Source organism: Epilithonimonas hungarica (assembly GCF_900102265.1).
Taxonomy (GTDB): domain Bacteria; phylum Bacteroidota; class Bacteroidia; order Flavobacteriales; family Weeksellaceae; genus Epilithonimonas; species Epilithonimonas hungarica.
This window is the reverse complement of the sequence record NZ_FNBH01000003.1, coordinates 120360-132866: the sequence shown is the minus strand read 5'-3', so window position 1 is coordinate 132866 and position 12507 is coordinate 120360. Positions and strand designations below refer to the sequence as shown.

General features: G+C 35.9%; 9 protein-coding genes. 5 read left to right on the top strand and 4 right to left on the bottom strand.

The features are described 5' to 3' along the window. Positions 1–35: 35 nt before the first annotated feature. Positions 36–2366 carry an ATP-dependent helicase gene (locus BLT30_RS12390; protein ID WP_089873868.1) on the bottom strand — a complete coding sequence of 777 codons (2331 nt, stop codon included), beginning with the start codon at positions 2364–2366 and terminating at the stop codon, positions 36–38. A 156-nt stretch (positions 2367–2522) separates the two neighbouring features. Here BLT30_RS12390 and BLT30_RS12385 point away from each other — a divergent pair, with 156 nt between their 5' ends. Beyond that, positions 2523–3602, top strand: coding sequence for an FUSC family protein (locus tag BLT30_RS12385; RefSeq protein WP_089873867.1), 1080 nt, complete (start codon positions 2523–2525; stop codon positions 3600–3602). Positions 3603–3619: 17 nt separating this feature from the next. On the opposite strand, the gene BLT30_RS12380 is transcribed toward BLT30_RS12385, so the two are convergent. The 3 genes from BLT30_RS12380 to BLT30_RS12365 form a co-directional block, all read right to left on the bottom strand. Beyond that, the gene (locus BLT30_RS12380) at positions 3620–3964 is read right to left on the bottom strand and encodes a TMEM14 family protein (RefSeq protein WP_089873866.1); all 345 of its coding nucleotides are present in this window, start codon (positions 3962–3964) and stop codon (positions 3620–3622) included. A gap of 184 nt (positions 3965–4148) precedes the next feature. Next, on the bottom strand, positions 4149–5207 hold the full coding sequence (locus BLT30_RS12370) for a hypothetical protein (RefSeq protein ID WP_089873865.1): 1059 nt from the start codon (positions 5205–5207) through the stop codon (positions 4149–4151). Continuing rightward, the gene (locus BLT30_RS12365) at positions 5204–6115 is read right to left on the bottom strand and encodes a glycosyltransferase family 2 protein (RefSeq protein WP_089873864.1); all 912 of its coding nucleotides are present in this window, start codon (positions 6113–6115) and stop codon (positions 5204–5206) included. Before BLT30_RS12365 ends, BLT30_RS12370 begins: the two co-directional genes overlap by 4 nt. Before the next feature lie 94 nt (positions 6116–6209). Between BLT30_RS12365 and BLT30_RS12360 the strand changes: the two genes are divergently transcribed. From BLT30_RS12360 to BLT30_RS12345, 4 genes are all read left to right on the top strand, one after another. After that, positions 6210–7307, top strand: coding sequence for a TlpA family protein disulfide reductase (locus BLT30_RS12360; protein ID WP_175487184.1), 1098 nt, complete (start codon positions 6210–6212; stop codon positions 7305–7307). A 104-nt stretch (positions 7308–7411) separates the two neighbouring features. Continuing rightward, positions 7412–8602, top strand: coding sequence for an MFS transporter (locus BLT30_RS12355; RefSeq protein ID WP_089873862.1), 1191 nt, complete (start codon positions 7412–7414; stop codon positions 8600–8602). A gap of 44 nt (positions 8603–8646) precedes the next feature. Beyond that, the gene (locus tag BLT30_RS12350) at positions 8647–10173 is read left to right on the top strand and encodes a SulP family inorganic anion transporter (protein ID WP_027382099.1); all 1527 of its coding nucleotides are present in this window, start codon (positions 8647–8649) and stop codon (positions 10171–10173) included. 658 nt (positions 10174–10831) lie between these two features. Then, positions 10832–12424, top strand: a complete 1593-nt coding sequence (locus BLT30_RS12345) for a peptide chain release factor 3 (RefSeq protein WP_089873861.1) — start codon at positions 10832–10834, stop codon at positions 12422–12424. Positions 12425–12507: the final 83 nt, after the last annotated feature.

Here is a 12507-nt window from a genome sequence, read left to right as displayed (position 1 = left end):
AATCAGCTCATTATCGAATTATCAAATCATCTCATTTATATCTTCGTCAATTTAGCAAATTTCAGAATAAGGTTTTTCTCGCCTTCGTTGGCAAAAATTACTTTAGCTTTGATATTTTGTGGGTCTGTTCCGTCCAAAAACTCCACTTTGCCGACTCCAAAACGGTCGTGTCTTACCATATCTCCTACTTCTATATCTTGTGAAGATTGTCCTGCAGGATTGATAATTCTTGCAGTTGCAACAGGTTTCAATGTTTTTTTCGGAGGTGGAACATTGGTATTTCTTTCCAGCGTTTTTTTCTCCTCTTTCTTTTTATAAAATCGAGGTTCTGAAGGTGTTTCGTCAAAAATACTAGAATCAAGTCCGGAACGATTGATAAATTTCAGTTCTGCAACAGGATTTATCATTTCTAGGTAGTGAGAATCAATTTCGCTTAAAAATCTTGAAGGTTCAGCATCAGTGATTTTACCCCATTGAAATCTGGAAACGGCGTAACTGAAAAATACTTGTTTTTCTGCTCTGGTCAATGCTACATAAAACAAACGTCTTTCCTCTTCCAAATCCTCTCTGGTCGCAGAACTCATAAAACTTGGGAAAAGATTTTCCTCGAGTCCAACTAGATGAACGATTGGAAATTCCAAGCCTTTGGACAAGTGAATCGTCATCAATGAAACTTTGTTCGTATCATCATCTTTGTCAGTTTGAGTGTCAGCCGAAAGTGCAATATTCTCCATAAAGTTGGATAAACTCGGGTCGCCATCTTCAATCTGAATCTGTTCATCAATAAAACCTTGCATCGAGTTCAGTAATTCCTGAATATTCTCTACTCTGGAAATCCCTTCCGGAGTTGCGTCTTCTTTCAAGAACTTAATCAAACCACTTCGTTTAGCAACTTCCATTGCAACATCGTAAACATTATCTGTTTTCAACATTACTTGGAACGCTTTTATCATCGCCCAAAAATCGCCCAATTTGGTAAGAATCCCATTATTAAGACCTAATTGTGGTGCATAAAAACCAAGATTATCAAGAACTTGAGAAACTGATAGATTCTGAGAATCTGCAAAAACAACCAATTTATTTTGAGTGGTTTCACCAATTCCTCTTGCCGGATAATTGATGATTCTTGACAACGCTTCAGAATCATTTTCATTAACCAAAATCCTCAAATAAGCCAGTAAATCTTTAACTTCTTTCCTTTGATAGAAAGACAATCCGCCATAAACTTTGTACGGAATATTCTTTTTTCTAAGTGCATCTTCAAATGCTCTCGTCTGAGAATTGGTTCTGTAAAGAATCGCAAAATCCGAGAAATGGCGCTGTTGCGTATTGTGCAATTCGTAAATATTAGCAGAAACGAAATTGGCTTCGTCAGCATCAGAAAGACTTCGGTAAATTTTTATTTTTTCCCCAACTTCATTCTCACTGAAAACATTTTTCTTGAATTGTTGTAAGTTTTTAGAAATCACAACATTCGCTGCATCTACAATATTCTGCGTAGAACGATAATTCTGTTCCAAAGAAACTGTAACTGCATCAGGATAATCCTTTTTGAAATTCAAGATGTTATAAATATTCGCACCACGGAAAGAATAAATCGATTGTGCATCATCTCCAACGACACAAATATTTTCAAACTTCGAAGCTAAAGCTTTGACAATCAAATATTGAGAATGGTTTGTATCTTGATACTCATCCACCAAAATATATCGGAATCTGTCCTGATATTTGGCTAAAACCTCAGGGAAACGAGTCAGTAATTCGTTGGTTTTCAATAACAAATCATCAAAATCCATTGCGCCATTTTTGAAACAAGCTTCCACATATTTTCTGTAAACTTCTCCCATGTGTTTCATATTGGCTCTTTCGTCAGCTTCCATCAATTCCGGATTGTTGAAATAAGCATTAACCGTAATGAGATTGTTTTTATATTGAGAAATTCTGGACATTACTTTTTTCGCTTTGTAGATTTCAGCGTCTATTCCCAAATCCTTGATGACCTTTTTCAGAACATTGAGAGCATCTTGCGTATCATAAATCGTAAAATTGGACGGATAACCAAGATAATGACCTTCGATTCTAAGAATTCTCGCAAAAACCGAGTGAAAAGTTCCCATCCAAAGCGAACGCGCATTGCTGTCTCCTACAAGTTTTGCGATACGTTCTTTCATTTCCTTCGCCGCTTTGTTGGTAAAGGTCAAAGCCAAAATATTGAAAGGGTCAATTCCATTGGTAATAAGGTGAGCAATCCTCATCGTCAGAACTCGTGTTTTGCCGGAACCTGCGCCTGCCAAAACCATCAAAGGTCCTTCTAATGTTGTAACTGCTTCAAACTGTGGCTCATTCAATCCTTTCAGATAATCCATTTTGGTTTCAAAATTTTAAGGTAACAAAAATAGCGATTTTTAAACAATTTATCATTGCCTCAGAAGTTGATATTGGATGATTATTAGTAATTTTGCATTGGCAAAAATAACAAGTTATGACTGCCAAAATCTAATTCTAAAGTAAAAATCAATCCATTGAAAATCAATTATATCAAAAAAGAAATCAGTTCTTTTTTTGTACTGAAACCTTCACCCAGAAGTTGGCACATTCCTTTTCTTGCAGGACTTGCAGTGGGAATTCCGTTATTATTCGGATATTTTTTTGCTGATGTCAGGTCCGCTCTTACAGCAAGTTTAGCCGGATTGGTCATCCTTTACATTCCGAATAGCAAAGACATTTTTGAGATAATGATGAAGATGTTTGTTTGTTCTTTCGGGATGATTATTTCTTATATTTTTGGATTGGTCTTTAGTTTTAATATGTGGATTGCGCCTTTTGCTTTCGGTATTTTTTCGGCAATTGCTTATTATATAGTGAGGTATTTCAATCTGAAATCGCCAGGAAGTTTTTTCTTCATAATGATGGCTTCAATGGCGATTGGACTTCCACATCATCCCGAGGCAATTCCTCAAAAAATCGGGATTTTTACTATCGGGACTTTGAACGCTTGCCTTATTTGTTTGATCTATAGCTTATTAAAAAACAAGAAAGAATCAAAGTCTGTTTTAACAACTTTCCAGATCAATCCTTACGTAAATCTTGTAGAATCTTTTATTATTGGAATTTGTATGTTTGCTTCGGTTTTGGTTGGGCAGATCTTTAAACTCGAATATCCTTATTGGATTCCAATTTCCAGCTTAGCGGTCTTACAAGGTGTGAATCAATATCATATCTGGAAAAGAGGCTTGCACAGGATCATTGGAACCATTATAGGACTCGGAATTGCATGGTTTATCTTCTCTTACGTGAATGATATTTTATGGATCTGCGTGGCTATTATCTGTCTTCAAATCATTGTGGAAATGCTGATCACAAGACATTATGCTTTGGCGGTAATGTTTCTGACACCAATGGGAATCCTGCTTGCTGAAACCGGAAGTTCCACTTCACTTAATCCTGATTATCTTCTAAAAATGAGATTATTGGAGATTTTAATCGGAAGTGCGATTGGTTGTGTTGGTGGATGGTTTTTGTATAATGAAAGAATTAGGTTCAATTCTATAAAACATTTGAGAAAGTCAAAAGTTGTTTTGAGAAAGAGCTTTCAAAAATGAAAAGTTCAGGATCAAACCTATTTAATATTTGAGACCAGCATAAGAATCAACAATATTGCCAATCCAATTAAAATTGCATTAGCTGTAGAAAGTTGCGTTTTATTGCTTCTGCTTAATCTGATCGCTTCCATTATCATAAGAACAAACCAACCAATAACGATCATAAGTGCTAAAACTCCAAGACCGACTTGCGAATCGTAAGCAGCCACAAATAAAAGTAAACAACTCGCAACTCCTGCAACTAACAGAATGATAGTTCTTATCAATGCATGAACTATTATTTTTTGATTGGTAATTTGAACGGTTGGTCTATCCTCCTTATCTTCCTTAATATCAAATAACTTATTAAATTCTTCGTTCATATTATTTCTGTTTTTGATACAATTTAATGAAAAAAGCGGTTAATCCGGCATAACTCAAAACCTGTAACATATTGGTTATCATGTAAGTATTTTGAGAAAAACCTATCTGAGGAAATAGATAAAACAAATGGGTTAATGTGAGGGTCACCAAAGAAATAATTGCAATTAGTGTATGATTTTTCATCTAAATATTTTTGTTGATCAATGTATCAACTAATATCGTTATTTTTTTTGAAACATTTTCTAATGAGTATGATCGGAAATCGAATTTCAGATTCCTCACTTCTGAAAGCTGCGTTTGCAAATCCTGTTTTTCTTTGATAATAAATTCTAGATCTGAATCATAAGTTGAAGGAAAAATTGCTGGTTTTCCATATTTGATAGCATCACCAATATTGCCACTAATCTTTGTTTTTCCATAGATTTCTTTGATTGAAAAGAACTCAGTTTCATTTTGAACCGGACAATACAAAACGTTTGCCTTTCTCATCCAATCATCAAAAACATCTTGTTTTATTTTTTCTTCAAAATATTGAATTGCAATAAATTTTGGAATATTATCCGAAAGTAGCTTTAACTTTTTCAATTCTTTTTCAGAAGCTTTTCCAAGTAAGATAATTTTATAATTGATCCCTGTATTTTTGAACTGTTTCAATTTTTCAAAAAATGAATCATAATCTCTTCTGCTTTGGGAAACAGCTCCGGGAATCACAATTCTAATTGTTTCTTGTTGAGGGCTTTGAGTATCAAATTGATTGAAAAAAATCGGTAAAAATCTCAGATTACTATTATTCGACATCAATTCATCAATTCCCAAAAGATATTTTGCTTTCCGATAAACTTCCGGAGCTTCCAAAAGTCCTTCTTTCAGGAATAATTTCAGACGATATTTAAAATCTTTTTTGAAAATACTTTTACATAATTCCCATTTTGAAGCTTTGGTAAAATTCAGATTATGAACAATAATCGCTGTGTTGAATTTCTGCACGATCGCTTTATAGAAAATAAAATGGCGATGAACGGTTCCAATGATGATCAAACCATATTTTTCCTTTTCCAAGACTTCCAAGAGTTGAGAATAATCGGTTAGGAAAACATTTTTCTCATTAATATTCAGGAATTTAAAAATCTTTTCGGAGAAGTAGAAATCCACAGAAATCTCATCAGAATCTTTGGTCAATTCATAAAAATTGGTTGCTAATTCTGCATGCGTATCGAGTTCTATGTAAGCGATTTTTTTCATAAACCAAAATTTCTGAAAAACTCTTTCCAGCGCAGATTTCGGATGAATTGTATCTCTTCTTTGCTGAGATCTCGTTTTTCTTTTTGTTTCAGAAAAGAATTGATGGTAATGAAAAATTCTTTTACAGAACGGTTTTTAAAACTGGATTTTGCTGAAGAGATCATTGCCAAAGGCAAATTCAAACCGATGTTATAAAAATACTGACCGAGTTTTTCCGCCTTTTGAGATTTGTATTTGTAAGCCGTCGGGCGAAGATGTTTTACCCAAAGTTCTTTGACAGTAACAACTTCCCAATTACTTTTTTTAGCCAGTAAAATATCGAGATTGTCCCAGCCCAGAACAGCCCGCAAACCATCCATATCTTCAAAGCACTCTTTCCTGTAGGCTTTTATCGGACCGCGAACGTGATTTTTGGAAGACAGATTTTCGAAGATCCATTCCTGATTTTTATTACTGAAATCTGCCCAGTTTTCATTCGGATTTCTGAGGTTTTTGATCTCAGGATTTTGTTTGTAATTCCTGATATACACCAAGCCTGAAGCGATTCCCGTTTTCGGATTTGTTTCGAAGACTTGATTAATTTTCTCCAGATAATTCTGAGGAAAGACAATGTCCGCATCATACTTACAAATCACATCAAAGCTTTTCCAATCAACAGATTCCAAACCTTTGTTAAAGGTTCTCACAACCTTGGCTCCCGGCTCGTGTTGGGACCTTTCGAGATCTAAAAGTTGGAAATTGGAAGTTGAAAGCTTGAAGTTTATTATAATTTGTTGAGTCCTATCAGTCGAACCATCATTCACGACGACACAAATAAAATCCTGAAAACTCTGGTTTTTCAGAGATTCGAGACAGGGAAGAATGTTATTTTCTTCGTTGTGAGTTGGAATGATAATGAGGAATTTCAAATCGAATTCAAAAAATTTAGAAGCCGAAAGTTACAGATTTTCTAATATTTTCTTTTACAAAAAAAATGTATTTTTAAAATCAATTAAAATTCCAATGAAAAAACATCTTATCCTTTTATTGATCTCACTATCATTTCAATTATATTATTCACAAAAAAGTTCAAGCTTGGAAATTGTTGCACCAAATTTAAAACTTGACACCATCTTTGTAACTTACCCTTCTGCTGCTAGAAATACTCATCTCTTGCACCACTATAAATTCACAGTTGAAGGTTCGAAAAAACTGGCGGAGCAAGGCGATATGAAATTGTCAGCAAAAGGAACTGTAAAAATAATAACAAACTTTGATTATCCTCAACCAGCAGCAATTTCTTATTATGATACGGTTAAAAATTCCGGAATGCAATCGCAGCCTTTTTTTGTTGAGAGCGGGACTTTGAAATTGTTACTTAAAGATGACAAATTGAATTTTGAACTTTTGTCTTCATCTCCTGCTAATTTCGAATATGATAAACTGAGTGCAATACTGAAACCTTATGAGAGCAGATTAAAACCTTACGAAAGTAATGATGCTGAAAATCTGGAAGGTAAAGAACTAGAACTTCAAAAATACATCAGGAAGAACCCTAAATCTTTTGTTGCTCTTTGGGAAATTATTAATGATTTTTCTAGATATGGCTATCACCCAGTTTATTTTGAAAATTTGAAACTATTTGATATGACTGTCAAAAAAACTTACACTTATTTAGAATTCGGTAAACTTTTGAAATTGGAAGCAGAAAAGATTTTTCCTGATGTTAACCTTGATAACAGTAAACATTTATCAAAAGAAACATTTAAAAACTATAAATTAACTTTAATCGATTATTGGGCAACGTTTTGCAAGCCTTGTATAGAAGATATGCCTAGGTTAGTTGAACTTTACAATCAATATAAAAATCTAGGTGTAAATTTTATTTCTATTGCTGATGAACAAACGCCAGAAAGAATGGTCAAAGCAGCCGAAATTCTGAAGAAAAATAATATAACTTGGGAAAGTTATTTTGATAAAAATAAAGATTTTCCGAAAAAACTAAATGCTTCTGGTTATCCTTTGCAGATTTTGGTAGATTCTGAAGGTAATATTGTTAAAAGGGCTTATGGAGAATTAGATGTTATCAAAGAATTTATGACAAATTATTTGAGTAATTAATAAAATTATCGATTTCATCTATAAAAATTTATTGATTAATTAACCGTAATCTTTCTTATTGAGAAGTTTATAAGAGGTAATTTTGCACCTTTGATTTTAATGTCATGGATGCAGCGATTGGACAAAGCAAAAACTTCTCATATTCCATTATTTCCTATGTATTTTTTACTTTTATAGGTTACTTCATCATCGGATTGTCTCTTTCAATTTTACCGATTTTCATTAATAAAGGTCTTGGATTCAGTATGTTGGTTGCCGGAATTGTAATTAGCTTACAATATGTGATGACTTTTGTGATGCGGGCTTATTCTGGGAAAATCATTGATAATCAAGGGCCTAAATCTGCTGTTCTTACGAGTATGCTAAGTTTTTCTTTGACAGGCATTATTCTGATTGTGGCATATTACTTTAAATTTTCACCGATCGTCAGCTTAGGATTTCTGGTACTAACAAGATTATTCACCGGTTCTGCGGAAGGAATGATAGGTGCAAGTCCCATTAATTGGGCGATTATGGCGCTGGGGGAAAAACATACGGCAAAGATCATTTCTTATAATGGCGTTGCTTGTTATGGCGCTTTAGCATTAGGTGCTTCTTTAGGTGTTACGATTATAAAGAACTTCAGTTTTTATGGATTGGGGATCTTGATCTTCATTTTAGGAATTCTTGGTTACCTGTTCGCTAGAACAAAGGAAAATATGTCAAACAAAAGGTCCGCGATTGAAGAAGAACAAAAATCCTTCTGGAATGTTCTTGGAAAAGTCGCACCTTTTGGACTTTGTCTGGCTTTGGGAGGTTTAGGATTTGCAACGATCTCTACTTTCATAACACTTTATTATGATTATTACCATTGGCAAAACGGTGCAATGTGCTTATCTGTTTTTGGAGTTCTATTTGTTGCAGCAAGATTAGTTTTCAGTAATGCGATCAATCGCTTTGGCGGAATCAACGTTGCAATAGTAAGTTTAGCAGTTGAAGCACTTGGATTAACAATTATCAGTTTGTCTTATCATCCTTATTTCGCATTAATTGGTGCCGGAATCACAGGATTAGGATTTTCATTGATTTTCCCGGCTTTGGGAGTTATGGCAATGAAAACGGTTCCTTCTTCCAATCAAGGCTCGGCATTGGCTGGTTATGGATTATTTATCGATATTTCTCTTGGTGTGACAGGCCCTTTGATTGGCGGTGTTGCAGATGCATTTGGCTTGCCTTATATTTTCCCTTTCAGTATTGGGATTGTGATGCTAGGTTTAGCCTTGGCTTATTATCTGAAAATGAATCAATCGAAATAAGATTTCTCATCCAAATTCTTCCTATTTTCGCATTTTAAATTGATATGCAGAAAGTTCTCAATCTTTTTGATTTCTCCCAAAAAGTAAATTACAGAAACGAAATATTCGCTGGATTGACCGTTGCAATGACGATGATCCCGGAATCTTTGTCGTTTGCGATTCTTGCAGGATTTTCTCCATTGACGGGGTTGTACGCCGCTTTCATAATGGGATTGGTGACAGCAATTCTCGGCGGAAGACCTGGATTGATTTCAGGAGGCGCAGGTGCAACTGTAATCGTTTTGATCCCATTAATGATCTCCCACGGCATCGAATATGTTTTCGCAACCGTTGTTTTAGCCGGGATCATCCAGATCATTATTGGAATTTTCAAACTCGGTAAATTCATTAGATTGGTACCACAGCCTGTGATGTATGGCTTTGTGAATGGATTGGCAATCGTCATTTTTATGTCACAGATCAATCAGTTTAAGATCCAGGGAACGGAAAAATGGCTGTCAGGAAATCCACTCTATACAATGATTGGTTTGGTTGCACTGACGATTTTTGTCGTATTAATATTTCCAAAATTCACAAAGAAAATTCCGGCCTCTTTGGTGGCGATTGCTGTCACTTTTGCTTTGGTAATGATATTCGGAATCCAAACCAAGACCGTAAATGATATCGCTAATATTGCCGGAGGTTTCCCACCTTTTCATATCCCGAAAATTGAATTATCTTTTGAAGTTTTAAAAGTCATTTTTCCATTTGCTTTGATAATGTCAACCGTTGGATTGACGGAAGGTCTATTGACCTTAAATCTAGTCGATGAAATCACGAATACCAAAGGAAACAGCAACCGCGAATGTATTGCGCAAGGAACCGCCAACATCCTGAACGGTTTTTTTCTTGGAATGGGCGGTTGTCCGATGATCGCACAGACTTTGGTTAATTTATCAGCCGGAGCAAGGGCCAGATTATCCGGAATTATCGCTGCTTTGGTAATTCTTTTAATCATTCTATTTGGTGCGCCAGTAATCGGAAAAATGCCTGTTGCTGCACTGGTCGGCGTCATGATAATGGTTTCTATCGGAACATTTGAATGGGCAAGTTTCAAAGCGATAAAACGATTTCCGAGATCTGATATTTTCGTAATGGTAATTGTTACATTGATCACTGTTTTCCTTCATAATCTGGCTTTGGCCGTTTTGATCGGAGTGATCATTTCGGCTTTGGTTTTTGCCTGGGAAAGTGCAAAAAGAATCCGTGCAAGGAAGTTTATTGATGAAAATGGAGTGAAATATTACGAGATTTTCGGACCATTATTCTTTGGCTCTACGACTATTTTTGCAGAGAAATTCGATGTGCTGAATGACCCCAAAGTAGTTATTATTGATTTTAAAGAAAGTCGTGTAGTAGATATGTCCGCAATTGATATTCTGAATAAACTGACCGAACGTTATCAAAGTCAAGGGAAAATCCTCCGATTGAAAAATCTGAGTCGTAATTGCAAACGATTGATAAAAAATGCGGAAAATGTGGTTGAAATCAACATTGTCGAAGACCCGGAAGATGGCGTTTTAAAGAATTGAGATTTATAAGGAATTTTTTTTTATAGATCTTCGAGAGCCTCAGACTGACAATATTTTACTTCCCGCAATTCGTTTAGAATAAAACACACTTGAGTTTTAGTTACAACGATCTGTTTAAAGCAAAACACATTTGAGTTTTGGTTCCTGCAATCTGTTTAGAACAAAACACACTTGAGTTTTAGTTACAACGATCTGTTTAAAGCAAAACACACTTGAGTTTTAGTTTCCGCAATCTGTTTAGAACAAAACACACTTGAGTTTTAGTTACAACGATCTGTTTAGAATAAAACACACTTGAGTTTTAGTTACAACGATCTGTTTAGAGCAAAACACACTTAAGCTTTAGTTCCCGCAATTTGTTTAGACTAAATGCTATTTTATTCATCAATGTTGATCGTAAGACTACCCTCCTAGCCACGATTGACTCTGAGTTTTTTATTTATAATTTGAATCGTCGAAACTTCGTTTTGCAGCGGCATCTTTTTTTGTCGTAGCTTAAAATTTTGTTTTGATGGCAGAACTTCTGAGACAAAAAAGATATAACACTTCGACAGGCTCAGTATAAACTACAAGCGGGATCAAGCTCCTAATTCATTTATAAAAACTCGATTTTCAGAATCCAACTAAAATCACGATTTTTGCAATCTCAAATTTTATTATGTCTTTAGAACAAGAAATCAGCAAAAGAAAAACTTTCGGAATCATCTCCCACCCCGATGCGGGAAAAACCACGTTGACGGAAAAACTACTGCTTTTCGGAGGTGCGATCCAGGAAGCCGGTGCTGTAAAATCCAACAAGATCAAAAAAGGAGCGACCTCCGACTTTATGGAAATCGAGCGTCAGAGAGGGATCTCTGTGGCGACTTCCGTTTTGGCTTTTGAATACCGTGACCACAAGATCAATATTCTGGATACGCCCGGTCACAAGGATTTTGCGGAAGACACGTACCGAACGCTGACTGCGGTTGACTCTGTAATTGTTGTGATCGACGTGGCGAAAGGGGTTGAGGAACAGACGGAAAAGCTGGTTCAGGTTTGCAGAATGCGAAACATTCCGATGATTGTTTTCATTAATAAACTGGACCGTGAAGGTAAAGATGCCTTCGATTTGCTGGATGAAGTGGAACAGAAATTAGGTTTGACGGTTTGCCCGCTTTCTCTGCCGATTGGTATGGGAAGCGACTTTCAGGGGATTTACAATATTTGGGAAAATAACATCCAATTGTTCTTGGAAGAGAAGAAACAGAAAGTTGGAGAGTCTCTGAAAATTGATGATATCAACGATCCTCAAATTGATGAATTGGTTGGTTCAAAAGCGGCGACAACTCTACGAGAAGAATTGGATCTGATCCAGTCTGTTTATCCGGAATTTAACCGTGAGGACTATATGAATGGTGATCTGCAGCCGGTTTTCTTCGGTTCTGCTCTTAATAATTTTGGCGTTCGTGAGCTACTGAATGCCTTCATCGATATTGCACCAATGCCGCAGCCGAAAGAAAGTGAAACCAGATTGGTAAAACCTGAAGAACAGAATTTCACCGGATTTGTGTTTAAAATCCATGCGAATATGGACCCGAAACACAGAGACCGTCTGGCGTTTGTGAAAATCGTGTCCGGAACTTTCAAAAGAAATGAAAATTATCTCCTTGTTAGAGAAGGTAAAAAAATGAAGTTCTCCTCTCCTAATGCTTTCTTCGCTGACAAAAAAGAAGTGGTGGACGAGAGTTTCCCTGGCGATATTGTCGGACTTCATGATACAGGAAGTTTCCGAATTGGTGATACGTTGACGGCTGGCGAAAAGCTGAATTTCAAAGGAATCCCGAGTTTCTCTCCGGAACATTTCCGCTACATCAATAACAACGACCCATTGAAAGCAAAACAATTGGCGAAAGGTGTAGACCAGCTAATGGACGAAGGTGTAGCCCAGCTTTTTACGCTGGAAATGAATGGACGAAAAATCATCGGAACGGTTGGTGCGCTCCAGTACGAGGTTATCCAATATCGTCTGGAACACGAATATGGTGCGAAATGTTCTTATGAGCCCATCAGCATCCATAAAGCGTGCTGGGTGGAAGCGGATGAAAAGTCTGAGGAATTCAAAGAGTTTGCGAGATTGAAACAGCGTTTCTTAGCGAGAGATAAATATGACCAATTGGTTTTCTTAGCCGATTCGTCTTTTACGATTACGATGACTCAGGAAAAATTCCCGAATGTGAAACTTCATTTTATCAGTGAATTTCAGAATCATTAAAATATATAATCCGCAGCGTTTTCTGCGGATTTTTTTGTTTTTCAAAATTATAAATCCTTTGAATAATTGATTATATTTGAATA

Excerpts from the sequence above, each read along its gene's own strand:
- BLT30_RS12380 (WP_089873866.1), bottom strand. The coding sequence starts at position 3,964 with ATGAACGAAGAATTTAATAAGTTATTTGATATTAAGGAAGATAAGGAG.
- BLT30_RS12360 (WP_175487184.1), top strand. The coding sequence starts at position 6,210 with ATGAAAAAACATCTTATCCTTTTATTGATCTCACTATCATTTCAATTA.
- BLT30_RS12390 (WP_089873868.1), bottom strand. The coding sequence starts at position 2,366 with ATGGATTATCTGAAAGGATTGAATGAGCCACAGTTTGAAGCAGTTACA.
- BLT30_RS12345 (WP_089873861.1), top strand. The coding sequence starts at position 10,832 with ATGTCTTTAGAACAAGAAATCAGCAAAAGAAAAACTTTCGGAATCATC.
- BLT30_RS12355 (WP_089873862.1), top strand. The coding sequence starts at position 7,412 with ATGGATGCAGCGATTGGACAAAGCAAAAACTTCTCATATTCCATTATT.
- BLT30_RS12370 (WP_089873865.1), bottom strand. The coding sequence starts at position 5,207 with ATGAAAAAAATCGCTTACATAGAACTCGATACGCATGCAGAATTAGCA.
- BLT30_RS12350 (WP_027382099.1), top strand. The coding sequence starts at position 8,647 with ATGCAGAAAGTTCTCAATCTTTTTGATTTCTCCCAAAAAGTAAATTAC.